We start from the raw sequence: 23384 nt of genomic DNA, 5'->3' as shown, positions 1-23384 counted from the left end.
CGGTCACTCCCTCCCGGGCTCGTCAAGGCTCTCGAGTACGTACGGGAGGATACCACCCCTCGAGAGGAAGGCCCCCTCCATCGGCGTGTCGATGCGCACGACGCACTCGAAGCTGAACGCGGAGCCGTCCGGTCGCGTCGCCGTCACCTCGACGGTCCGGGGGCACGGGAGCCCGCCCGAGAGGTCGACCGGGGCGACGTCGAAGGTCTCGTCGCCGCGGATGCCGAGCGAGTCGGCGCCCTGGCCCTCCATGAACTGCAGCGGCAGGACGCCCATCTGGACGAGGTTGGACCGGTGGATGCGCTCGAAGCTCTCCGCGATGACGGCGCGCACGCCCAAAAGCAGCGGCCCCTTGCCCGCCCAGTCGCGGCTCGATCCGGACCCGTAGAGCTTGCCCGCGACCACGACCAGGGGGACGCCCGCGGCCCGGTACGCCTCGGCCGCGTCGAAGATCGTCTCGATCTCCCCGCTGAGCAGGTTCCTCGTCCAGCCGCCCACGCGTCCGTCCGCGAGGGCGTTTCTGAGCTTGACGTTGGCGAAGGTGCCGCGCGCCATCACCTCGTGGTTGCCGCGGCGCGCCCCGTAGGTGTTGAAGTCGGCGGGGGCCACGCCGCGCTCCTCGAGGTAGCGCGCGGCCGGGGAGCCGGCGGCGATCGATCCCGCCGGGGAGATGTGGTCGGTGGTCACGAAGTCGCCGAGCAGCGCGAGCGCGCGGGCCCCCTCGACCTCGACGACGCTCCGCTCGCGCGCGAGCTCGAAGTAGGGCGCGCGCCGGACGTAGGTGGAGTCGGGGTCCCAGGCGAAGGTCGACCGGGACTCCCCCGCCTCGATGGAGCGCCAGGCCTCGGAGCCCTCGAGCAGGCCTCGCGAGCCCTCCTCGAACAGCGAGGCGTCGAGGTGGGCGTCGAGCGTGGCGCGGAGCTCCTCGTCGGTGGGCATGATGTCGCCGAGCATGACGGGCTCGCCGAGCGCGCCGTACCCGACCGGCTCGCTCGTGAGGTCCACGTCCATCGTCCCCGCGAGCGAGTAGGCGACCACGAGCGCGGGGGCGCAGAGGTAGTTCTGGCTCACGTCGGGGGAGATGCGACCCTCGAAGTTACGGTTGCCCGACAGGACGCTCGTGAGCTCGAGGCGAGAGGCGAGGTCCTTGAGGCAGGCCTTGATCTCGCCGGAGTTGCCGATGCAGCTCATGCAGCCGAATCCGCAGGTAGAGAAGCCGAGCGCGCGCAGGGGCTCGGCAAGGCCGCAGCGCTCGAGCAGAAGCTCGGTCGCGTGGCTGCCGGGCGCGAGCACCTTCTTGACCCAGGGCCTCGGCGAGAGCCCGCGCTCGACGGCGTGGCGCGCGACGAGGCCAGCGGCGACCATCATGGCCGGGTCGGTGGCCGTGGTGCAGCTCGTGATCGCGGCGATGGCGATGGCCCCGTGGCCGAGCTCGCCGACGCCGTCGACCTCGACGCGCTCGGACAGGTCGCGCCCGGCCGCGGTCGCCGCGGACTCGAAGCGCTCGCGCACGCCGGACACGCCGACGCGGTCGTGCGGCCGAGACGGGCCCGCCAGCGAGGGCTCGACCGCGCCGAGGTCGAGCTCGAGGGTGCGCGCGTAGGTGCGCTCCCCGCCGGCGCCGAGCACGCCCTGCGCCTCGAGGTAGGCGCGCGCGAAGGCGAGCTCAGCGTCGTCGCGCCCCGCGAGGGCGAGGTAGTCGAAGGTCGCGTCGTCGACCGGGAAGAGCGTCGCGGTGGCCCCGTACTCGGGAGTCATGTTCGCCACGCAGGCGCGCTGGGTGGCCGTGAGCGTGGCCGCCCCGTCGCCGGTGACCTCGACGATGGAGCCGACGACCCCCGCCGACCTCAGGAGCTCGGCCACGGTGAGCGCCAGGTCCATGCCCGAGGTCCCGGCCGGGAGGCTCCCGGAGAGCCTGAGCTCGGTGACGGGCGGGACGAGCATGGAGACGGGCTGCCCGAGGGCGGCCGCCTCGGCCTCGATGCCCCCGACGCCCCAGCCGAGCACGCCCACCCCGTTGGCCGTCGTGGTGTGGGAGTCGGTGCCCACGAGCGTGTCGAAGCACGCGACCTCGGAGGGCGCGCTCAGGGCGTCGGTCGTCACCACGTCGCAGAAGCGCTCGATGTTGAGCTGGTGGCAGATGCCGCCGCCGGGCGGGACGATCTCGACGTTCTCGAAGGAGCGGCCCGCCCACTTGAGGAAGGCAAAGCGCTCTCGGTTGCGCTCGGCCTCGACCTGCTGGTTCTTCTCGACGGCGCAGGCGCACTCCGCCACGTCGGCGATCACCGAGTGGTCCACGACGAGCGTGCAGGGGATCTGCGGGTTGACGCGCATCGGGTCTCCGCCGCGCTCGACCATCGCGTCGCGCATCGCGGCGAAGTCGACGAACACGGGCACGCCCGTGAAGTCCTGGAACAGCACGCGGGCCGGCATGAACTCGATCTCGGAGCCCGCCTCGCCGGCGCACCCGGCGCTCACCACGGCCTGCGCCATGCGCACGGCGTCCTCGTCGGTCGCGGCGCGGCGCACCACGTTCTCGAGAAGCACCACGAGCGCGCGCGGGAGCCTGCTCGCCCCGGGGATGCCGGAGACGAGGTAGGCGAGCCGGCTCAGCCCGCCCGCCTCGACCTTGGTGGGACGGCGGGCGAGAAGAACCGCCTCGCGAAGCTCGCTACTTGCTGCCATGTCTACCCTCCACCTTCCTGACCAGCCGGGCGAATCTCTCGCTCGACTCGTAGCTCGCAAGCGAGCGGTCGTACATCCAGTTGAAGAAGGCAACCGCGACCACGCCCGCGGCCACGATCACCACCCCCATGCTACCCGTCAGACCCACGATCTCGAAGAACGGGGCCGCGAGCGTACATCCACCCGCAACAATGGCGACGACAACGGCGAGCAGGGCCACGCGCAGCGGCGTGAGGGGCTGGGAGATGCGCCAGACGAGCGCCACGCCCACGAAGGCGACGAGCACGGTGCAGACCGTCGAGATCTCGTCGAAGGAGTGGCCGAGCGCGCGTCCGGCCAGAAGCTCGGCGACGAGCGCGACCACGATGGCCGCCGAGGCGGGCAGCGACCGCGCGAGGACGTTGGCGAGGAAGCTGCCGCGCACGAGCTCGTGGTTGGGCTCGAGCGCCAGGACGAACGACGGGATGCCGATCACGGCCGTGGAGAGCAGAGACATCTGGATCGGGACGAACGGGTAGGGCGGCATCACGATGCAGACCAGGGCGAGCGCGGCGGTGAACACCGTCTTTACGAGGAACAGCGACGCGGAGCGCTGCAGGTTGTTGATGGACCTGCGACCCTCGGCGACCACCTCCGGCATGTGGGCGAAGTCGTTGTCGGCGAGCACGATCTCGGAGACGTTGCGCGCGGCCGCGGACCCGGAGGCCATGGCGACCGAGCAGTCGGCCTCGCGCAGCGCGAGCACGTCGTTGACGCCGTCCCCGGTCATGGCGACCGTGCGCCCGCGCCGGTGGAGCGCTGCGACGAGCTCGCGCTTCTGCTGCGGGGTCACGCGGCCGAAGACGCGCGCCTCGTCCACGGCGGCGTCGAGCCTCTCGGGGGTGTCGAGCGTCGTGGCGTCCACGTAGCGCTCGGCGAGCGGGACGCCGGCGCGCGCGGCGATCGCGGAGACCGTGCGCGGGTCGTCGCCCGAGATGACGCGTAGCTCGACCCCCTGGTCGAGGAAGAAGCGCATGGTCTCGGCCGCGGTGGGGCGGATCTCGTCGCGTATGGCCACGCAGCCGAGCAGGCGCACGTCGCCCACGATGGCGTCGTCCTCGGAGAAGCCGGCGGCCTCCCCCACCACCAGGACGCGCTCGGTCGCGTCGAAGGAGCGGGCGAGCGCGTCGGCCTCGGAGGCGCGCCCAGCCCCGAGCACGAAGGCGGCGGCGCCCATGACGAGCGCGCGGCCCCCGGCGGTGACGCATCCGGAGTACTTGCGCGCGGACGAGAAGGGCACCGCGCGCGCGACCCCCTCGGCTGCAATCCCGCGCTCGGCTGCGTGGCGCAGTATGGCGCGCGCGGTCTCGTTGGCGTCGGCCTCGTTGGCCGAGACGATGGTGGCCAGCGCGCGCGAGGCCTCGTCCCTCCCGGCGCCGGGCGCGCCCACCACCTCGGCGACCTCCATCTCGCCGGTGGTGATGGTGCCCGTCTTGTCGAGGCAGAGGGTGTCCACCCGCGCGAGGGTCTCGACGCAGTAGGACTGCTGGACGAGCACCATGCGGCGCCCGAGCCGGAAGGTGGCGATCGCCAGGACCGAGGAGGTGAGCAGCACGAGGCCCTGGGGGATCATGCCGATCACGGCGGCCACCGAGGTGAGGATGGCGTCGTTGAGGCTGCCGCCGTCCATGAGCACCGACCGCAGGAAGAGCCCGAGTCCGAGCGGGACGAGCGCGATCGTGCCGAGGCGGATGATCGCGCGCAGGGTGTCCTGGATCTCGGAGCGGACCGCCTTGACGTACTTCGCCTCGGCGTTGATGCGCGCGGCGTAGCCCTCGGCGCCCACGCGCGTCACGCGCGCGACGAGGCTTCCCGAGTCGACGAAGCTGCCGGAGAGCAGCTCGTCGCCAGGACCCTTCGACACCGGGGTCGACTCGCCCGTGAGCAGGCTCTCGTTCATCGAGACGAAGCCGGACACTATGACGGCGTCGGCCGGGACCTGATCGCCGTGCGCGAGCCTCACGAGGTCGTCCGCCACGAGCTCCGAGGGGGCGACGGCGCGCTCGCCGGAGGCGCGCACGACCGTGACCTCCTTCTGCGTGAGGATCGTGAGGCGGTCGACCATGCGCTTCGCGCGAACCTCCTGGACGACGCCGATGAGCAGGTTCGCCCCCACGACGCACATGAAGAGCATGTTGCGGTACTGCCCGGTGACGAGCACGAGCAGGGCGAGCGCGAGGTTCACGCCGTTGAAGAGCGTGAGGGTGTGCTCGGCGAGTATCTGGCGAACCGACTTGGTGCGGACGTCGGTGTTTGCGTTGGTCCGGCCGTCGGCCACGCGCTCGGCCACCTCCGCGTCGGTGAGGCCGGCGAGCGGCGCGTCCTTCTCGTTGGTCATGTCATCTCTTTCCGCGGCGGCTCATACGTCGAACATTGTGCCACGCGCCGGCGGGTCCTATTCGTTTCTTACGAAAGAGATAGATTGGCGAGAAGAGAGCGGCGGGCGGGCGGGCCGTCCGCGAGACACCCTCCCGGAGAAAGGCGCAGGTTGTGGTCGAATTCGGCCGCCAAACCGTCCGCAACCTGCACGCCCGTCACAAACGTGCGGCTTGCGGACGCTTTCCGGAAGCATTCCGTCTATAACCTGCACGCACCGGGAGCGGCACGTCCTGCGGCGAGAAGAACGTGAGAGGCCCAGGCCGCACGCGACGACCCGGGCCTCCTGCCAGCAATGGTGCGCCCAGGGGGATTCGAACCCACGACCTTCTGCTCCGGAGGCAGACGCTCTAATCCACTGAGCTATGGGCGCGCGTGGGCACAGTATAGCGAATCGACCCGCACGATGCACGCATCGAGGGCAAGGCGGTCGCGCGTCATCGCGCGCCCGCCGTAACCGCGCCGATACATCCCTGTGCTAGCATGGCGTCTGCTTTTTTGGATAAGGACCGGACCAGGAGGCCCGCGTGATAACAGTCATCAAGGAGACCGCCACCCCCGAGCAGCTCGACCAGTTCGTGAGCTGGATCGAGGGCCGCGGCTTCAAGACCAACGTCTCCCAGGGAGACAACGAGACCATCGTCGGCATCATCGGCGACACCACGCGCATCGACCCGTTCCTGCTGGAGAGCATGGACATCGTCGAGCGCGTCCAGCGCGTGACCGAGCCCTACAAGCTCGCCAACCGCAAGTTCCACCCCGAGGACACCGTCGTCGACTGCGGCCACGGCGTGCTCGTGGGCGGCGGCAACTTCCAGGTCATCGCCGGGCCCTGCTCGGTGGAGGGCGACAACCTCATCAAGATCGCGCGCGCGGTCAAGGCCGCCGGCGCCACGATGCTGCGCGGCGGCGCGTTCAAGCCCCGCACCTCCCCCTACACGAGCCAGGGCATGGGCGAGCGCGGCCTCGACCTTCTCATGGAGGCCGGCGCCGAGCTGGACATGCCGGTCGTGACCGAGGTCATGGACCCGCGCGACGTGGCCATGTTCGTCGAGAAGGGCGTGGACGTCCTGCAGATCGGGGCCCGCAACGCCCAGAACTTCCCCCTGCTTCGCGAGGTGGGCCGCGCCGGGCGCCCCGTGCTGCTCAAGCGCGGCATGTCCGAGACCATAGACGAGCTGCTCATGAGTGCCGAGTACGTGATGAGCGAGGGCAACGCCGACGTGATGCTGTGCGAGCGCGGCATCCGCACCTTCGAGACGCGCACGAGAAACACCTTCGACGTGAACGCCGTGCCGGTGCTGCACCACCTCACGCACCTGCCCGTCATCGCCGACCCGAGCCACTCCACCGGCTACACGCGCTACGTGCGCCCCGCCGCCTACGCAGCCACCGCGGCCGGCGCCGACGGCCTGGAGGTCGAGGTCCACGACTGCCCGCAGGCCGCCTGGTCCGACGGCGCCCAGGCCCTCACGCCAAGGCAGTTCGAGGACGCCATGCGCCGCATCGCGCTCATCCGCGAGGCCGTCTGCGCGCCGATCGAGGAGGCATAGTGGCTGGCGAGAAGAACGCAGGCGGCGCGGGCGAGACGTCGACGTTCGCGCCCGGACGCGTCGGCATCGTGGGGCTCGGCCTCATGGGCGGCTCGTTCGCGCGCGCCTTCGCCGCCGCGGGCGTGGAGGTCTTCGCCTGGAACCGCACGCGCTCCACGCTCGAGCTCGCGATGATCGAGACCGTGGCCGGCGAGCTCGACGAGGCCACCGTCGGCACCTGCGAGCTCATCATCCTCGCCGGCTACCCCGCATCGGCCATCGAGTGGCTCGAGGCAAACGCGCACCTGGTGGCGCCCGGCGCCATCGTCATCGACACCGTTGGCGTGAAGCGCGTCATCTGCGAGCGCTGCGAGGCCATCTGCGCGGGGCGCCCCTTCACCTTCGTGGGCTGCCACCCCATGGCCGGCACCCAGTACTCGGGCTTCGCGCACTCGCGCGCCACGATGTTCAGGGGCGCGCCGCTCGTGGTGGTGCCGCCCGCGATGGACGACTTCGCCCGCGTCGAGGTGCTCGAGCGCCTGAAGGGCCTTCTCGAGCCCTGCGCCTTCGGGAGCTTCACGCTGGCCACCGCCGAGGAGCACGACCGCATCATCGCCTTCACCTCCCAGCTCGCCCACGTGGTCTCCAACGCCTACGTGAAGAGCCCCACCGCCCGCGAGCACAAGGGCTTCTCGGCCGGCTCGTACAAGGACCTCACGCGCGTGGCGCGCCTGAACGCGCCCATGTGGACCGAGCTCTTCCTGGACAACGCCGACTTCCTCTCGGAGGAGATCGGCACCATCATCGAGAGCCTGCAGGCGTACAAGGACGCCATCGACGAGCGCAACGCAGCGCGCCTCGAGGCGCTTCTCGCCGAGGGCGACCGCATCAAGCGCGAGGTGGAGGGCAGATGAGCGAGAAGGGCCTTGCCGCGGCGCCCCGCGTCGTGCACGTGAGCGCGGCGTCGGCGGACTATGACGTGACCGTGGGCGCCGGCGTGCTCTCTGAGCTGGGGCGCATTGCCCGCAGCGCGGCCGGCGGCGCCCGCTGCTGCGTGGTGAGCGAGACCAACGTGGCCCCGCTCTACGCGGACGCGGCCGAGGCGTCGCTGGCGGGGGCGGGCTATAGCGTCGCCGAGCGCGTCGTGTTCGCCGCCGGCGAGCAGAGCAAGCGGCTCGCCACGCTCGGGGAGATCCTCGAGGCGCTGGCCGAGCGCGAGCTCACGCGCGCCGACGTGGTGGTGGCCCTGGGCGGCGGCGTGACCGGCGACATGGCGGGACTTGCCGCGGCCCTCTACCTGCGCGGCGTTGCCGTGGTGCAGGTGCCCACGTCGCTTCTGGCGATGGTGGACTCCTCCGTGGGCGGAAAGACCGCCGTGGACCTCGCCGCGGGCAAGAACCTCGCCGGCGCCTTCTGGCAGCCCGCTGCCGTGGTGGCGGACGTGCGCTGCCTCGCGAGCGTCTCGCCCGAGCTCTTCCGCGACTCCTGCGGAGAGGTGATCAAGCATGCGGTGCTCGCTGACGCCGCGCTGCTCGACGAGCTTATTGCGCGCCCGATCACGGCCGACCAGCTCGACGAGGCGCGGCTCGCCGACGTGGTGGCCCGCAACGTGGCCATCAAGCGCGACGTGGTCGACGCGGACGAGCGCGAGAGCGGCGTGCGCCAGACGCTCAACCTCGGGCACACGATCGGCCACGCCATCGAGGCCGCGAGCGACTTCACGCTCGGGCACGGCTCGTGCGTCGCGGCGGGACTCTGCATGATGGCGCGCGCCTCCGCGCGGCGCGGCTGGTGCTCGGACGAGACGGCCGGGCGCGTCGAGGCCTGCGTGGCCGCCCACGGCCTGCCCACGGGCTCGGAGCTGGGCGCAGACGTGCTCATGCGCTACATGGCACACGACAAGAAGCGCCGCGGCGACGGCGTCAACGTGGTCGTGCCCGCCGAGGTCGGCCGCTGCGAGGTGCGCCGCGTCAGCCTCGACGAGCTCGCCGAGCTGGTCGCCCTGGGACGGTAGCGCACCCGCCGCGCCACGCGCCGGCGTTTCTCGCCTGTGACGCCGCCTGCACCGCCGAGGCGCGCCGCGCTAGCATAGTCCGCAAGCAAACCCACGACTCTGGAGGCCACTTGAACGTCACCGTAGAGCCCGGCCCCCTCGCCGGGGAGGTCACCGCGCCGTCCTCCAAGTCCGAGGCGCACCGCCTGCTGATCTGCGCCGCCTTCGCCCCCGGGACGACGGACATCGACTGCACCACCACGTCCGAGGACATCGACGCGACCGCGCGCTGCCTCTCGGCGCTCGGCGCGCGCGTCACCCGCACGAGGCGCGGCTTCCGCGTGGTGCCCGTGCGCGGGACCTCGGCCACCGACAACATCCCCGAGGCGGCCCGCGGGGCCCTGCTCGACTGCGGGGAGTCCGGATCCACGCTGCGCTTCCTGCTGCCGGTTGCGGCCGCCCTCGGCTGCGACGCCAGCCTCACCGGGCACGGGAGGCTCCCGGAGCGCCCGCTCTCGCCGCTCTACGAGGAGCTCGTCGCGCACGGGACGGAGCTCTCGCCCCAGGGCAGGATGCCGCTTCGCGTGGGCGGCCGCCTGCGGGCGGGGCGCTTCTCGCTTCCCGGGAACGTCTCCTCGCAGTACGTGAGCGGGCTCCTGCTGGCCGCCCCCCTGCTGGCCGCCCCCGTCGAGGTCGTCGTGAGCGAGCCGGTGGAGTCGCTCCCCTACATAGACATCACCGTGTCCGCGCTCAGGCGCTTCGGCGTCGGCGTCGACGAGGGGCGCGTCGAGGGCCCGGACGGCCCCGCGCGCTCCTACGTCGTCTCCGGGTCGGACGGCCTCGTCTCGCCGGGTACGGTGTCGGTCGGCGGCGACTGGTCAAACGCCGCCTTCTGGCTCGCCGCCGGGGCGCTCTCGGACGACGGGGTCGCCGTCCGCGGGCTTGACGTGAGAAGCGCGCAGGGAGACCGCCAGGCGCTCGCGGCGCTGGCGCTTCTGGGGGCGCGCGTGCTGCGCGGGGCGGAGGGCGCCGCGTGCGCCCACGACGGCCTCGCGGGGCGCGAGCTCGACGTCTCGAGCTGCCCCGACCTCGTCCCGCCGCTCGCCGCCGTCGCCGCGTTCGCGGAGGGCGTCACGCGCATCACCGGGGCCGCCAGGCTGCGCCTCAAGGAGTCGGACCGAATCGCCACCGTCTCCGCGGCCATCAACTCTCTCGGGGGCCGGGCGACGGCCCTCGACGACGGCCTCGTCATCGAGGGGGCGCGCGAGCTCGCCGGCGGAACCGTCGACGCGGCGAACGACCACCGCATCGCCATGATGGCCGCGGTGATGGCCGGGCGCTGCGCGGGACCGGTGACCATCCTCGGGGCCGAGTGCGTCAACAAGTCCTACCCCGCCTTCTTCGAGGACCTCTCCTCGCTCGGCGGCAACGTGAGAAAGGAGAGCTGATGCCCTCTTCGCTTGGCACCGCCCTCACCGTGAGCGTCTTCGGGCAGTCCCACTCCCCCGCCGTCGGCTGCGTGGTCGAGGGCCTTCCCGCCGGCATGCCGGTCGACCAGGACGCGCTCGCCGCCTTCGTGGCGCGCCGAGCGCCCGGCAACGACCCGTGGGGCACCCCGCGCAGGGAGCCCGACCTCCCGCGCATCGTCTCCGGCCTCAACGTCGACGGCGAGACGTGCGGGGCGCCGCTCGCCGTCATCATCGAGAACACCAACACGCGCTCCCAGGACTACAGCAACCTGCTCGACGTTCCTCGCCCGGGCCACGCCGACTTCACCGCGTGGGCCAAGTGGCACGGCGCGCAGGACGTCCCCGGCGGCGGGCACTTCTCGGGCCGCCTCACCGGCCCCCTGTGCGCCGCCGGCGCCCTCGCGCTGCAGTGGCTCGCCACGCGCGGCGTGAGCGTCCGCGCCCACGTGGCCGAGCTCGCGGGCATCGAGGACGCGCCCTTCTCGGCGCTCGACAACTCCGTCGAGGCGCGCGAGGCGCTCGCCCGCGAGATGTCCGCGCTCGCGGACGGCCGTCGCATGCCCACCCTCGACGTCGAGGCGGGCCAGCGCATGATCGATGCCGTCATGGCCGCGCGCGCCGAGAGGGACACCGTGGGCGGCGTCGTCGAGTGCGCGTGCTGCGGGCTGCCCGCGGGCGTGGGCTCGCCGATGTTCGACGGCATCGAGAACGTGATGGCCCGGGCCCTCTTTGGCATCCCCGCGGTCAAGGGCGTCGAGTTCGGCCGCGGCTTTGCCGCGGCCCGCATGCGGGGGACCGAGAACAACGACCCCTACGAGGTCCGGGACGGCGCCTGCGTGCCGCGCACCAACAACGCCGGAGGCATCCTCGGCGGCATCACCACCGGGGCTCCCCTGCTCGTGCGCTGCGCGTTCAAGCCCATCTCGAGCGTCATGGTGGAGCAGGACTCGGTCGACCTCGCAAGCATGGAGCCGGCGCGGCTGAAGGTCCACGGGCGCCACGACACCACCGCCGTGATCCGCGCCGTCCCCGTGGTCGAGGCCGTCTGCGCGCTCGCCGTTGCCGACGCGCTTCTCGCCTGGCCGCCGCAGGAGTGAGTCGTCGGGGGTCGGCGGCAAAAGGTCCGGCGCTCGGACAGCTTGCCGAGAAGAGCGCTCGGCAAGAACTCGCGGCGGACCTTTTGCCGCCGACCCTCTTGCGGTATCACCTGACCCGGGGCGAGCGAGAACGTGACGGGCTGCGGCGGGGCGGGAAGGCCCGCCGCGAGTTCTGCAGCGCGCGTCCTGTGCGCGCGAAGCTGTCCGAGCGCCGGGTCTTCCCGCCCCGCCGCCCGGTAACGCACGGGTACGTACATGAGAGGAAGGAACGACATGGCTGAGCTCTCCGAGCTGAGACAGCAGATAGACGAGATTGACGCGGAGATCTTCCGCCTCTTCGGCCGGCGCGCGGAGGTCTCCGAGGGCGTCGCCGCCTACAAGCGCGAGCACGGCATGCGCGTCTTCGACCCCGCGCGCGAGCGGGCGAAGGTGGCCGACGCCGCGCGACGCGCCCCGGAGGACCTCGCCACCTACGCGCAGGTGCTGATGGAGCTCCTCATGGAGGCCTCGCGCTCGCGCCAGCACGCGCTTCTCGCCGACACGAACGAGGACCCCACGCTCGCGCGCGTCGAGGCCGCCCGCGCGAGCACGCCCGAGCTCTTCCCTCCCTCCGCCCACGTGGCCTGCCAGGGGGTCGAGGGCGCCTACTCGCAGATAGCCGCCGAGCGCATCTTCCGCCACCCCACCATCAGCTACGCCACCACCTTCGACGGCGTCTTTCGCTCCGTCGAGCAGGGCCTCGCCGACTACGGCGTCCTGCCGCTGGAGAACTCCACGGCCGGCTCGGTCAACCAGGTCTTCGACCTGATGATGGAGCACTCCTTCTACGTGGTGCGCACCACGCGCGTCAAGGTCGACCACAACCTGCTCGCCCGCCCGGGCGCGCGCCTCGAGGCGATCCGCGACATCTACAGCCACGAGCAGGCCGTCAACCAGTGCGCCGAGTTCCTCTCGGGCCTGCCCGACGTCCGCGTGCACGTGTGCGAGAACACCGCCGTCGCCGCCAAGCGCGTCGCGGAGTCCGGCCGCGACGACGTCGCCGCGCTCTCGTCGCGCCCCTGCGCCGACCTCTACGGGCTCGAGGTCCTGCGCGCGAGCGTCCAGGACCGCGACAACAACTACACGCGCTTCGCCTGCATCTCCAAGCGACTCGAGGTCTACCCCGGGGCCGACCGCGCCTCGCTCATGATCGTCCTGCCGCACGAGCCGGGCACGCTCTACAAGCTCCTCGCAAAGTTCTACGCGCTCGACGTCAACATCCTCAAGCTCGAGAGCCGCCCCATCCCGGAGCGCGACTTCGAGTTCATGTTCTACTTCGACGTCGACTGCCCCGCGGCATCCCCCGAGTTCGCCTCCCTCCTCTCCACGGTCGGCGGCCTCGCACAGGAGTTCCGCTACCTCGGAAGCTACACGGAGGTGCTCTAGATGGGCGAGAAGGACCTCGACGCCGCCCCGTTCGGCCTCGTCGGGCGCACGCTCGGACACAGCTGGTCGCGGCAGATCCACGAGCGCCTGGGGTCCGCCCCCTACGCGCTCCACGAGCTCGAGCCCGACGAGGTGGCCCCGTTCGTGCGCGACGGGGCGTGGTGCGGCCTCAACGTGACCATCCCCTACAAGCGCCGCGCGGCCGAGCTCGCCAACGAGCGCAGCCCGCGCGTCGAGCGGCTCGGCGCGGCGAACACGCTCGTACGCCGGGAGGACGGGTCGATCCTCGCCGAGAACACCGACGTCCTCGGGTTCTTCTGGATGCTCACCCGCTTCTGCCGGCGCGAGCTGGGCTCGAGCGTGAGCGAGGCGCTCGGCTCCCGCAAGGCGCTCGTGCTCGGCTCGGGCGGGGCGTCGCAGGCCGTCCGCCTCGCGCTGGAGGAGTACGCCGGGATGGACGTGGTCACCGTCTCGCGCAGCGGAAAGGAGACCTACGAGGGGCTCGCCCGGCGCCACGCCGACGCCGCGCTCGTCGTGAACACAACGCCCGTCGGGATGTTCCCCAACTGCCCCGCCTCGCCGCTCGACGAGGCGACCCTCTCCGCCCTCACCGGGCTCGTCGCCGTCCTCGACGTGGTCTACAACCCGCGCAGGACCGGCCTTCTGCTCGCGGCGGAGCGACTGGGGCTGCCCGCCGAGAGCGGGCTCGCCATGCTTGTCGCCCAGGCGCTCTACGCAAGCGAGCTCTTCCAGGGGCGCAACCTCGACGACTCGCTCGTGGCCGAGGTCGAGGGCCAGATTCGCGCCCAGACGGAGAACGTGGTGCTCATCGGCATGCCGGGTGCGGGGAAGTCGAGCTGCGGCCGCGCGCTCGCCCGCCTGCTGGGGAGGCCCTTCGTGGACGTCGACGAGGCCATCGCGCTCGAGTGCGGGCGCTCGGCGGCGCAGATCATCCGCGAGGACGGCGAGGAGGCGTTCCGTGCCGTCGAGACCGAGGTCACCGGCCGCTACGCCGCGCGCTCGGGACTCGTGCTCGCCTGCGGCGGCGGGGTCGTCACGCGCGAGGAGAACCGCGACCTCATCCGGCAGAACGCACGCGTGGTGTTTCTCGACCGGCCTATCGCCGAGCTCTCGGACGACGGGAGGCCCATGTCCCAGACCAAGGGGGTCGAGCGCCTCGCCGCGGAGCGGATGGACGCCTACCGCTCGTGGGCGGACGTGACGCTCCCGTGCACGGGATCGCCCGCAGGCGACGCAGAGCTCGCCCGCAGGCTGCTTGTGCTTTAAACGTGCAGTTTTGCGGCGCTTCTCGCCGTCTGCGGGACCGCTCGGCGGTCTGAGGCGGGGGCGTCGGGCGACCCCCGTATACTGTGCAGGGAATCTAGGCCAGAGCATGTGTCGGGAAATGTGGTGAGTGAGGAGACGGGGCTCCCGCTCGCGATTCGACGACGGGAAGGGTCGCGACGTGGACAGACAGCAGATAGCGGAGGAGGTCCTCGCCGCAGTGGGCGGCCGGGACAACGTCACTGCCAACGACATCTGCATGACGCGCCTGAGGATCAAGACGGAGAACCCCTCCCTCGTTGACACCGACCAGCTCTCCGCGGCGCACGGGGTCCTCGGCTTTGTCAAGCGCGGCGAGAACGGCATCGAGGTCGTCTTTGGCCCCGGCAAGGTCGAGGCCGTGCACGAGGCGCTCGTCAAGCTCACCGGCATCGAGGGCGTGGACGACGACTTCGCCGGCTCCGGCGCCCCGGCGGCCCCGCTCCACGTCCACATCACCCAGAACCCGCTGCTCGGGGCAGCGCTCGCCGCCGGGGAGGGAGACTCCGCCCGGGACGAGGAGGACGAGACGAGCGTCGAGGACCTGGTGAGCCTGCTCGACACGATGGACGCACCTGCGGCCGACGAGGGCGTCGCGGCAGGTCCCGACGAGACCTCCCCCGCACGCGCCGCGGCACCCGCGCGCGTGCTCGTGATCAACGGGCCCAACATCAACATGCTCGGCATCCGCGAGCCCGACATCTACGGGCACGACTCCTACCAGGACATGCTGCGCATCTGCCACGAGGCGGCGCGCGACGCAGGCTTCGCCGAGTGCACGTGCTTCCAGTCCAACCACGAGGGCGACCTCATCGACGCCATCCAGGACGCCTACGGCTCCTACGCCGGCATCGTCATCAACCCCGGCGCCTACACGCACACCTCGATCGCCATCCTCGACGCCGCCAAGGCGGTCGGCCTCCCGATGATCGAGATCCACATCTCCAAGGTGGACGAGCGCGAGGAGTTCCGCAAGGTGAGCTACATCCGCGCGGCGTGCTTCGAGACGATCGCCGGCATGGGCGTGGAGGGCTATCGCAAGGCCATGTTCGACATGGCGGCGCACCTCGGCATCTAGCCAGGATCAGCGATACGCGCGGCAGCCCCAGACGCCGCCCTCGGTGCAGATGAAGTCTACCGGGACGTCGGTCCCGTCGTGCGGCAGCGGGTTTGACGAGAGCATCGTGGTTCTCGCCAGGCCGATCTTGTCACCCGGGTAGAACGCCAGGAACCGGTCGTAGTAGCCGCCGCCGTAGCCCACGCGGTGCCCCGCGCCGTCGAAGATGAGCCCGGGGACCAGGCAGACCGAGCCAACCATGTCCGGCACCGTGAGCGCCGGCGCGTCCTCGTCCGGCTCGAGGATGCCGTGGGCGCCCGGCAGGAGCTCGCCGAGGCCGCCGATCTCGCAGAAGTCCATGCGGCGGCGCTCCCCGTCCACGCGCGGCACGGCCACGCGACGGCCCCCGGCGATGAGGGCGCAGATGAGCTCGCGCGTGTCCACCTCGGCCCCGAAGGAGACGTAGGAAAGCACCGTACGGGCGTGCGAGAAGAGCTCGAAGCGCTCCAGCTGCGCGCGGATGGCGGAGTCGGAGGAGACGCGACTCGCGGCGGGGATGGTCCGACGGACGCTGAGGTAGTTGCTCCTGAGGGAGCTCTTGTCGGCGTCCGTGCCGTATGAGCTTGCCACGGGACCTCCCCTCGCGTCTCGGACTGCAATTGCTCCATTCTAGCAGGGTTGCGCTGACGCTCGGTCCACAGCGGCGCCGGTTTGCCGTACCATAGTGAGCCGACTGAGCACGCGCGAGAGAAACGGGAGCGATCATGCCCAACGAGGGAAGCTACGAGGCGGCAAAGCGAAGGAGCGACGAGGTCCACGCCGACCTTCTCGCCAACGCGGGGAACTACACCATGCTCACGGGCGACCGCCCGACGGGCCGGCTGCACCTGGGCCACTACTTCGGCACGCTCGTGGACCGCGTGCGCCTGCAGGACATGGGCGTCAACACCAACATCATCATCGCGGACTACCAGGTCATCACCGACCGCGACACCACCGAGCACATCCGCGACAACGTCTACAACATGGTCATCGACTACCTGGCCTGCGGCATCGACCCGGCCAAGACGATGATCTTCACGCACTCCGCGGTGCCCGAGCTCAACCAGCTCATGCTGCCGTTCCTCTCCCTCGTGACCGAGGCAGAGATGGAGCGCAACCCCACCGTCAAGGCCGAGCAGGAGGCCTCCGGCCACGCGCTCACGGGCCTTCTGCTCACCTACCCGGTGCACCAGGCCTGCGACATCCTGTTCTGCAAGGGCAACATCGTGCCCGTGGGCCGCGACCAGCTGCCCCACATCGAGATCACCGACAAGATCGCCCGCCGCTTCAACGAGCGCTACGCCCACGTCTTCCCGGAGCCGGTGGGGCTCCTCACCTCCACGCCGCTGCTGCCGGGCCTCGACGGGCGCAAGATGAGCAAGTCCTACGGCAACGCGATCTCCATCTCCATGACTGCGGAGGAGACGGCCAGGCTCATCAAGAAGTCCAAGAGCGACTCCGAGCGCATGATCACCTTCGACCCGGAGAGCCGCCCGGAGATCTCCGGCCTGCTCACCACCGCCGGCATCTGCACCGGGCGCGACCCGCGCGAGATTGCCGAGGAGATCGGCATGGGCGGCGCAGGCCAGCTCAAGAGGTACGTGACCCAGGCCGTCAACGACTACTTCGCCCCCATCCGCGAGCGGCGCGCCCAGATCGAGAAGGACATGGGCTACGTCACCGACGTCCTCGCCGAGGGCAACCGCCGCGCCCGCGAGATCGCCGCGGCCACGCTCGACGAGGTCCGCGAGGCCATGGGCATGGTGTACTAGCGCACGGTCCTTCTCGCCCCTGCGCGCGGGGCCTCCGCCCAACTTCGAGCTGTGCACGAGCAAAACTCGGAGTTGGGCGATTTCATGCTGTATACCAGCAGGTAGACGGCAAGCCCGCACTTCTCAACCGGCGAGAAGTGCGGGCTTGCTCGTGCATAGCTCGGACCTTGGCGCGGCGCAGCACCGCCGACGCGCACCTACCTGAGCGTGGCGTACATCACGGCCTTGATGGAGTGCAGGCGGTTCTCGGCCTCGTCGAAGACGCGGCTGCACGGCCCCTCGAAGACCTCGTCGGTCACCTCGAGCTCGGGCAGGCCGAACTTCTGGAAGACCTCCTCGCCGATGGTGGTCTTGCGGTCGTGGAAGCTCGGCAGGCAGTGCATGAAGATCGCGTCGGGCGCGGCCTTGGCCATGAGCTCGGCGTTGACCTGGTACGGGGAGAGCAGGCGGATGCGCTCGCCCCAGAGGTCGGCCGACTCCCCCATGGAGACCCAGATGTCGGTGTAGATGACGCTCGCGCCGGCAGCGCCCTCGTCGACGCTCTCGGTCAGCGTGATCGTGGCGCCCGTCTCGGCCGCGACGGCGCGGCACTGCTCCACGAGCGCGGCGTCCGGCATCTGCTCGGCCGGCCCGCAGGCACAAAAGTCAATGCCGAGCTTGGCGCAGACCACCATGAGCGAGTTGCCCACGTTGTTGCCCGCGTCGCCCATGAAGGTGACCTTGCGGCCGCGCATGCCGTCGCGGCCGAACTCCTCCTCCATGGTGAGGACGTCGGCGATCATCTGCGTGGGGTGGAACTCCGTGGTGAGGCCGTTCCACACCGGGACGCCCGCGTACTCGGCGAGCTCCTCGACGCGCTCCTGGCCGAAGCCGCGGTACTCGATGCCGTCGAACATGCGGCCGAGCACGCGCGCGGTGTCGGCGATGGACTCCTTCTTGCCGATCTGCGAGGCGCTCGGGTCCAGGTAGACGGCGTGCATGCCGAGGTCGGCGGCGCCCACCTCGAAGGCGCAGCGCGTGCGCGTGGAGGTCTTCTCGAAGATGAGGGCGACGTTTCTGCCCTCGAGGTAGCGGTGCGGCTCGTGGCTGCGCTTCTTGGCCTTGAGCTCGGCCGAGAGGTCGATGAGGTAGCGGATCTCCTCGGGCGTGAAGTCGAGGAGCTTCAGGAAGTGACGTCCGGAAAGGCTGACGGGCATGTTGTTCTCCCTTCGGGGTGCTTTGGCTGGCCCCGATTGTACCGCAGCGCTGGGTCCGCGGCGCGCGCTTCTCGCCGCCGCCCTACAGGTCGTCTCGCCAGAAGGCCATGGACATGCAGTGCGGGCCGCCGCGGCCGCGCGAGAGCTCGGCCGAGGGGATCTCCAGGAGCTCGACGCCCGCGCGGTCCAGGATGTCGTTGGTGACCGCGTTTCTCTGGTAGACCATCACGCGGCCCGGGCGCACCGCGAGCGTGTTGGAGCCGTCGTTCCACTGCTCGCGCGCCGCGGCTATGGGGTCGTCCCCGCCGCACTTGACGAGGCGCACCGCGTCGAGGCCGAGCGCGCGGGCCAGGATGGTGTCGAGCGTGTCGTCGAGCCGGCGGATGCGCACCTCCCCCTCGCGCGCGCCGCGCGTGAGCTCGAAGACGTGCAGCGTCCCCAGGATGCCGGGGTGGACGGTGAAGGTGTCGACGTCAACCTGGGTGAACACCGTGTCGAGGTGCATGAACGAGCGCTTGTGCGGTATCGAGAAGGCCATCACGCGGCCGATCCCGGACTCCCCCGCCCGCGCGCCCCGCGCCTCGCCCGGGGCCGAGCCCCACAGGAGCCGGTGCGCCAGCACGTCGATGGCGGCCGCCGAGGTTCGCTCGGAGATGCCCACGGCCACCACGTCCGCGCCCAAGACGAGCACGTCGCCGCCCTCGATGTTGTGCGCGTCGTCGCGGCGGTACCACAGGGGCGCGCCGGCGTACTCGGGGTGGTAGCGGAAGACGAACTCCCCGAGGAGCCCCTCGCGGCGGCGCGTGGACGTGAGCATGCTGTTGAGCGAGACCCCGGAGCCGATCACCGAGAACGTGTCGCGCGTGAAGTAGACGTTGGGGATCGGGTCGATTACGAGCGGGGAGCCCGCGTTGCCGTCGGTGAGCATGAGGTCGGCGAGGGAGGACGCCGAGGACGGGGCGAGGTCGAGCTCGTCGGCGCGCACGCCCGCGATGCAGCGGTCCACGAGAGAGCGCGTGTCCTCGACGTCGTCCAGCAGCTCGCGCACCGCGCGGCGCGCCGAGGCGGCGCACAGGCCGGACTCGTCGAGCCACCGCTCGCAGAACTCCTCGCGCGCCCCCGGGACGGCGTCGAGCGCCTCGGCGACGAGCTCGTCGAGGTAGAGCACCTCCACGCCCTCCTCGGAGAGCATCCGGGCGAAGGCGTCGTGCTCGCGCTGTGCCTCCTCCAGAAACGGGATGTCGTCGAACAGCAGCGGGGCGAGCGTGTCCGGAGAGAGGTTCAGCAGCTCGGCGCCGGGCCGTGACAGCATCACCTTGCGCAGACGCCCGATCTCCGAGCGGACGTTGAGACCCTCGCACATGGCACCTCCCGAAAGCGCGTTTCCTTTCACAACCATAACGCAGGGGCCCGCGCCCCGCACGCCCGCGGCTGCTATCATCAAGAGATGCCATATTTCGGCGCCGGGGGCGCCGCGAGACGAGAGGGGCACGATGCCCATGAGCAAGGAGATCTCCGAGAAGGCCGCTCGCGCGGAGAGGGGCGACCACGCCGAGAGGGCGGAGCGTCCCAAGGGCGAGAAGGACCACGGCAAGGGCGAGAAGGGCGGCCAGAAGGAGAAGGGCTCCGCCAAGTCGGAGAAGCGCGACTTCTCCTACACCCAGAACCGCGAGGTCAGCTGGCTGCGCTTCGACGACCGCATCCTCGACGAGGCCTACGACCCCGAGGTGCCCATCTTCGAGCGCCTGAAGTTCTGCGAGATCGTGGAGTCCAACCTCGACGAGTGGTTCATGATCCGCGTGGGAGGCCTCTCCGACCTCGCCTCGCTCAAGAACCAGCCCAAGGACAACAAGTCCAACATGACGCCCGCCGAGCAGCTCGACGCCATCTTCGAGACGCTGCCCCCGCTCATCGGCCGCCACGAGCGCGCGCTCGCCGAGGTCGAGGCCCAGCTCGCCGAGAAGGGCCTCGTGCGCGTCTCCCCCGGCGACTACACCGAGGCCGACCGCGCCGCCGTGGCGCGCCACTTCGACCGCCGGCTCGCCCCGATCATCTCCCCGCTCATCGTGGACCCGCGCCACCCCTTCCCCAACCTGCGCAACGGCCGCCTCTTCGTGGCCTGCTCGCTCGACGGCCGCGAGGAGACGGGGCTTCTCGGCATCATCGAGGTGCCGGCCACCGAGGCGCGCGTGGTCGCGCTGCCCTCCTCCCCCAAGGCCTGGCGCTACACCCTGCTCGAGGACGTGCTCGAGACCAACCTCGACCAGTGCTTCGGCGACTACGTCCCCAAGCGCTCCGCGGTGCTGCGCGTGACCCGCAACGCCGACATCGACCCGGACGGCGAGGGCGTCGAGGAGGAGGAGGACTACCGCCAGCACATGAAGAAGGTCCTCAAGCTCCGCCAGCGCCTCCAGCCCGTGCGCCTCGAGATCCGCGGCAAGCTGGGCAAGGCGCTCGAGGGCCTCATCGCCGACGAGCTCTCCCTCGAGCCGCGCCGCATCTTCCGCCTCGAGCGCCCGATCGACCTGGGCTACGTCTACGGCCTCGAGTCCCACATCCCCGACCACGAGCACGCCGCCTGCGTCTTCCGCCCCTTCGAGCCGCAGGTCTCTCCGATGGTCGACCTCTCGCTGCCCATGCGCGGGCAGGTCGAGGACCACGACGTCCTGCTCACCTACCCCTACGAGTCCATGACGCCGCTGCTGCGCCTCGTGCGCGAGGCCTCGGCCGACGACGCCTGCATCTCCATCAAGATCACGCTCTACCGCGTGGCCAAGAGCTCGCACCTGTGCGAGAGCCTCATCGCCGCCGCCGAGGCGGGCAAGGACGTCACCGTGCTCATGGAGCTGCGCGCCCGCTTCGACGAGGCGAACAACATCGCCTGGGCCGAGCGCCTCGAGGACGCGGGCTGCACCGTGATCTACGGCTCGGAGGGCTTCAAGTGCCACTCCAAGATCTGCCAGATCACCTACCACGACCGCGACGGCATCTCCCGCATCACCTGCCTCGGCACGGGCAACTTCAACGAGAAGACCGCCAAGCTCTACTCCGACTTCATGCTCCTGACCGCGGACGAGGGCATCGGCGCCGACGGAAACACCTTCTTCCGCAACCTCTCGCTCGGCAACCTCCGCGGCTCCTACAAGCACCTCGGCGTCGCCCCCGTCGGGCTCAAGCCCCTCGTCATGCGCGGGCTCGACCGCGAGATCTCGCGCGCCCGCGAGGGCGCCCCGGCGCGCGTGGTCCTCAAGATGAACTCGCTCACCGACCGCGACGTCATCGACAAGATCTCCGAGGCCTGCGAGGCGGGCGTCCAGGTGGTCATGATCGTGCGCGGCATCTGCTGCATCAAGGCGGGCGTGCCGGGCAAGACCGACGGCCTCGTCGTGCGCCAGATCGCCGGCCGCTTCCTCGAGCACGCGCGCATCTACGCCTTCGGCGAGTACATGGACACGATCTACCTCTCGAGCGCGGACATGATGACGAGAAACACCGAGCGACGCGTGGAGATCGCCTACCCCGTGCGCGACCCCGCGTGCTCCGAGATCGTGCGCCACTTCGTGAAGCTGCAGCTCTCCGACAACGTCAAGGCGCGCCAGCTCACCGCGGACGGCACGTGGGCCCACGTCGAGGGCGAGGAGGGCGCGCCGCGCGTCAACTGCCAGGAGGTCCTGCTGCGCGAGGCCTACGAGCGCGCACGCGCCGCAGTCGAGGAGCGCGCCGCGGCGCGCAAGGCCGAGCGCATCGAGCCGGTCCCCGACGCCGCCCCGGCGCTCGCGCCCGTGCGCGAGGAGGCGGCGGAGGAGGAGGCCGCGGCCGACGGCTACGTCGAGGTCGTCCCCGCGACGACGGACCCGGAGCCCCTCGCGCCCGAGGAGGCCGTTGCCGCCCCGCGCCGCGAGGAGACGCCCTCCCCCGTCCCGCCTGCGCCGGCCGCCCCGAGGCGCGGGCGCGTCTCCCGCGCGCTCTCCCTCTTCGGCCAGGCCTTCGGGACCCTCTTCGGCGGGGGTGACGAGTGAGCCGGGAGGAGGGCGTCGAGACGCGGGAGGTCGTCCTTCTCGCCGAGCGAATGAGCTACGGGCCCGACGCCGTGGCCCACGACGCGGACGGCAAGACCGTCTTCGTCTCGGGCGCCGTGGCGGGGGACCGCGTGCGCGCCGTGGTGGACCGCGACGAGGGGCGCTTCTCGCACGCGCGCGCCGTCGAGGTGCTCGAGGCCTCGGCCGACCGCGTGGCCCCCGCGTGCCCCTACGCGGGCGTCTGCGGCGGCTGCCCCTGGGCCTCGCTCTCCTACGAGGCCCAGGCCGCGGCAAAGCGCTCCGGCGTGGTCGACTCCCTCGCGCGCATCGCCCACATGGGCGCCGAGCGGGCCGAGGGCCTCGTGGCGCCGATCGTCTCGCCGGGCGAGCCCTGGGGATACCGCAACAAGGTCGAGCTCGCGGTGGCGACCGAGGGAGGGCGCCCCGCGCTCGGGATGCACGCGGCCGCCGGCGAGGGCGTGGTGCGCGTCAAGGAGTGCCCGCTTCTGGACGGGCGCCACGCCAAGGCCGTGCGCGCCGTCTCGGGCGCGCTCGGCTACCTCGCGGGCAGTCACGGCCTCGACCTCGAGCGCGTTGGCATCCGCGTCTCGCGCCGCACGCGTGAGGTGGAGGTGGCGCTCTGGGGTCGCCCGGGGGCCTTCCCGCGCGCGCAGGCGTCCAAGGTGCTCGCCGACGCGCTCAGGCCCACCTCGGTCGTGCGCGTCATGCAGAAGGGACCCGCCAAGGCGCGCCGGATCGCCGGCGTGGAGTGCCTCTCGGGGGCGGGCTCCTGGGGCGAGCAGGTGGGTTCCGAGCGCATGCGCGTCTCGGCCCCGAGCTTCTTCCAGGTCAACACCCGCGGCGCCGAGAAGCTCGTCGAGCTCGTGATGGACGCGTTGCAGCCCGGCGAGGACGAGGAGGCCATGGACCTCTACTGCGGAGCCGGCACCTTCACGCTGCCGCTCGCGCGGCGCGCGGGCTTCGTGAGCGCGGTGGAGTCCTACGGCCCGGCCGTGCGCGACCTGCGTCGCAACCTGGAGTCCGCCGGGCTGGACAACGTCGACCCCATCGGCGGCGACGCGGGCCTCGAGTTCCCGGACACCGACGCGGACGTCATCGTGGTGGACCCGCCGCGCGCGGGGCTGGCCGAGGACGTGGTGAGGCAGCTCTCCGAGCGGCCCGCACGCGCGATCGCCTACGTGAGCTGCGACCCCGCCACCCTGGCGCGCGACCTCGCCCGCTTCGAGCTGGCCGGGACCTTCTCGCCGAGGCGCGTGACGCCGGTCGACCTCTTCCCGCAGACCTTCCACGTGGAGACCGTGACCCTGCTCGAGCGCGCGTAGGGGGCGCTCGGGGCAT

Annotated in this window: 16 protein-coding genes and 1 tRNA gene; 11 read left to right on the top strand and 6 right to left on the bottom strand. The window is 71.3% G+C overall.

Annotated features, from left to right (window positions below; all coding sequences use genetic code 11):
• Nucleotides 1-3: 3 nt before the first annotated feature.
• The 3 genes from acnA to B5F23_RS00235 form a co-directional block, all read right to left on the bottom strand.
• Nucleotides 4-2685 (bottom strand): aconitate hydratase AcnA, encoded by a 2682-nt coding sequence (gene acnA / locus B5F23_RS00245; protein ID WP_087350158.1) that lies wholly within the window; start codon nucleotides 2683-2685, stop codon nucleotides 4-6.
• Entirely contained in the window at nucleotides 2672-5062 is a 2391-nt protein-coding gene (locus B5F23_RS00240) for an HAD-IC family P-type ATPase (RefSeq protein ID WP_087350156.1), read from the bottom strand. Before B5F23_RS00240 ends, acnA begins: the two co-directional genes overlap by 14 nt.
• A 334-nt stretch (nucleotides 5063-5396) precedes the next feature.
• A tRNA-Arg gene (locus B5F23_RS00235) sits at nucleotides 5397-5473 on the bottom strand.
• Between the two features lie 154 nt (nucleotides 5474-5627).
• Between B5F23_RS00235 and aroF the strand changes: the two genes are divergently transcribed.
• From aroF to aroQ, 8 genes are all read left to right on the top strand, one after another.
• Nucleotides 5628-6653: a 3-deoxy-7-phosphoheptulonate synthase gene (gene aroF, locus B5F23_RS00230; RefSeq protein ID WP_087350153.1), complete on the top strand. Its 1026-nt coding sequence runs from the start codon at nucleotides 5628-5630 to the stop codon at nucleotides 6651-6653.
• Nucleotides 6653-7546 carry a prephenate dehydrogenase gene (locus tag B5F23_RS00225; RefSeq protein ID WP_275083129.1) on the top strand — a complete coding sequence of 298 codons (894 nt, stop codon included), beginning with the start codon at nucleotides 6653-6655 and terminating at the stop codon, nucleotides 7544-7546. The genes aroF and B5F23_RS00225 overlap by 1 nt, the downstream gene beginning before the upstream one ends.
• Nucleotides 7543-8646, top strand: coding sequence for a 3-dehydroquinate synthase (gene aroB / locus B5F23_RS00220; RefSeq protein WP_087350151.1), 1104 nt, complete (start codon nucleotides 7543-7545; stop codon nucleotides 8644-8646). Before B5F23_RS00225 ends, aroB begins: the two co-directional genes overlap by 4 nt.
• 110 nt (nucleotides 8647-8756) lie before the next feature.
• Nucleotides 8757-10073: a 3-phosphoshikimate 1-carboxyvinyltransferase gene (aroA, locus tag B5F23_RS00215; protein WP_087350148.1), complete on the top strand. Its 1317-nt coding sequence runs from the start codon at nucleotides 8757-8759 to the stop codon at nucleotides 10071-10073.
• Complete coding sequence (gene aroC / locus B5F23_RS00210; RefSeq protein WP_087350146.1) at nucleotides 10073-11191, top strand: chorismate synthase; 1119 nt, start codon at nucleotides 10073-10075, stop codon at nucleotides 11189-11191. Before aroA ends, aroC begins: the two co-directional genes overlap by 1 nt.
• A gap of 273 nt (nucleotides 11192-11464) precedes the next feature.
• Nucleotides 11465-12616 carry a bifunctional chorismate mutase/prephenate dehydratase gene (locus tag B5F23_RS00205; protein ID WP_206392168.1) on the top strand — a complete coding sequence of 384 codons (1152 nt, stop codon included), beginning with the start codon at nucleotides 11465-11467 and terminating at the stop codon, nucleotides 12614-12616.
• Nucleotides 12617-13903, top strand: coding sequence for a shikimate kinase (locus tag B5F23_RS00200; RefSeq protein ID WP_087350141.1), 1287 nt, complete (start codon nucleotides 12617-12619; stop codon nucleotides 13901-13903).
• A gap of 178 nt (nucleotides 13904-14081) precedes the next feature.
• Nucleotides 14082-15017 (top strand): type II 3-dehydroquinate dehydratase, encoded by a 936-nt coding sequence (gene aroQ / locus B5F23_RS00195; RefSeq protein ID WP_087350138.1) that lies wholly within the window; start codon nucleotides 14082-14084, stop codon nucleotides 15015-15017.
• 6 nt (nucleotides 15018-15023) lie between these two features.
• Here aroQ and B5F23_RS00190 read toward each other — a convergent pair whose 3' ends face one another.
• Entirely contained in the window at nucleotides 15024-15626 is a 603-nt protein-coding gene (locus B5F23_RS00190) for a 5-formyltetrahydrofolate cyclo-ligase (protein ID WP_087350135.1), read from the bottom strand.
• A 134-nt stretch (nucleotides 15627-15760) separates the two neighbouring features.
• Here B5F23_RS00190 and trpS point away from each other — a divergent pair, with 134 nt between their 5' ends.
• The gene (trpS, locus tag B5F23_RS00185; protein ID WP_087350132.1) at nucleotides 15761-16810 is read left to right on the top strand and encodes a tryptophan--tRNA ligase; all 1050 of its coding nucleotides are present in this window, start codon (nucleotides 15761-15763) and stop codon (nucleotides 16808-16810) included.
• 197 nt (nucleotides 16811-17007) lie between these two features.
• Here the strand turns inward: trpS and argF are convergent, their stop codons facing one another.
• Together argF and B5F23_RS00175 are read right to left on the bottom strand one after the other, a co-directional pair.
• On the bottom strand, nucleotides 17008-18006 hold the full coding sequence (argF, locus tag B5F23_RS00180; protein ID WP_087350129.1) for an ornithine carbamoyltransferase: 999 nt from the start codon (nucleotides 18004-18006) through the stop codon (nucleotides 17008-17010).
• Nucleotides 18007-18088: 82 nt separating this feature from the next.
• A complete protein-coding gene (locus B5F23_RS00175) occupies nucleotides 18089-19369 on the bottom strand; it encodes an arginine deiminase (RefSeq protein WP_087350126.1) in 1281 nt (426 codons plus the stop codon).
• Nucleotides 19370-19505: 136 nt separating this feature from the next.
• Here B5F23_RS00175 and ppk1 point away from each other — a divergent pair, with 136 nt between their 5' ends.
• Both ppk1 and rlmD read left to right on the top strand, forming a co-directional pair.
• Nucleotides 19506-22025, top strand: a complete 2520-nt coding sequence (gene ppk1 / locus B5F23_RS00170; RefSeq protein ID WP_087351321.1) for a polyphosphate kinase 1 — start codon at nucleotides 19506-19508, stop codon at nucleotides 22023-22025.
• Nucleotides 22026-22075: 50 nt separating this feature from the next.
• Entirely contained in the window at nucleotides 22076-23368 is a 1293-nt protein-coding gene (gene rlmD / locus B5F23_RS00165; RefSeq protein WP_087351318.1) for a 23S rRNA (uracil(1939)-C(5))-methyltransferase RlmD, read from the top strand.
• Nucleotides 23369-23384 lie beyond the last annotated feature (16 nt).

It is taken from the genome of Olsenella sp. An188 (genome assembly GCF_002160255.1).
Taxonomy (GTDB): domain Bacteria; phylum Actinomycetota; class Coriobacteriia; order Coriobacteriales; family Atopobiaceae; genus Thermophilibacter; species Thermophilibacter avistercoris.
Note: the sequence above shows the minus strand (reverse complement) of the source record. Positions and strands in the feature narration are given on the sequence as shown.

What these genes read in the sequence shown, in the direction of transcription:
- rlmD (WP_087351318.1), top strand. Translation starts at nt 22,076, where the DNA reads ATGAGCTACGGGCCCGACGCCGTGGCCCACGACGCGGACGGCAAGACC.
- B5F23_RS00200 (WP_087350141.1), top strand. Translation starts at nt 12,617, where the DNA reads ATGGGCGAGAAGGACCTCGACGCCGCCCCGTTCGGCCTCGTCGGGCGC.
- B5F23_RS00205 (WP_206392168.1), top strand. Translation starts at nt 11,465, where the DNA reads ATGGCTGAGCTCTCCGAGCTGAGACAGCAGATAGACGAGATTGACGCG.
- argF (WP_087350129.1), bottom strand. Translation starts at nt 18,006, where the DNA reads ATGCCCGTCAGCCTTTCCGGACGTCACTTCCTGAAGCTCCTCGACTTC.
- trpS (WP_087350132.1), top strand. Translation starts at nt 15,761, where the DNA reads ATGCCCAACGAGGGAAGCTACGAGGCGGCAAAGCGAAGGAGCGACGAG.
- aroC (WP_087350146.1), top strand. Translation starts at nt 10,073, where the DNA reads ATGCCCTCTTCGCTTGGCACCGCCCTCACCGTGAGCGTCTTCGGGCAG.
- B5F23_RS00240 (WP_087350156.1), bottom strand. Translation starts at nt 5,062, where the DNA reads ATGACCAACGAGAAGGACGCGCCGCTCGCCGGCCTCACCGACGCGGAG.
- ppk1 (WP_087351321.1), top strand. Translation starts at nt 19,506, where the DNA reads ATGAGCAAGGAGATCTCCGAGAAGGCCGCTCGCGCGGAGAGGGGCGAC.
- aroB (WP_087350151.1), top strand. Translation starts at nt 7,543, where the DNA reads ATGAGCGAGAAGGGCCTTGCCGCGGCGCCCCGCGTCGTGCACGTGAGC.
- acnA (WP_087350158.1), bottom strand. Translation starts at nt 2,685, where the DNA reads ATGGCAGCAAGTAGCGAGCTTCGCGAGGCGGTTCTTCTCGCCCGCCGT.
- B5F23_RS00175 (WP_087350126.1), bottom strand. Translation starts at nt 19,369, where the DNA reads ATGTGCGAGGGTCTCAACGTCCGCTCGGAGATCGGGCGTCTGCGCAAG.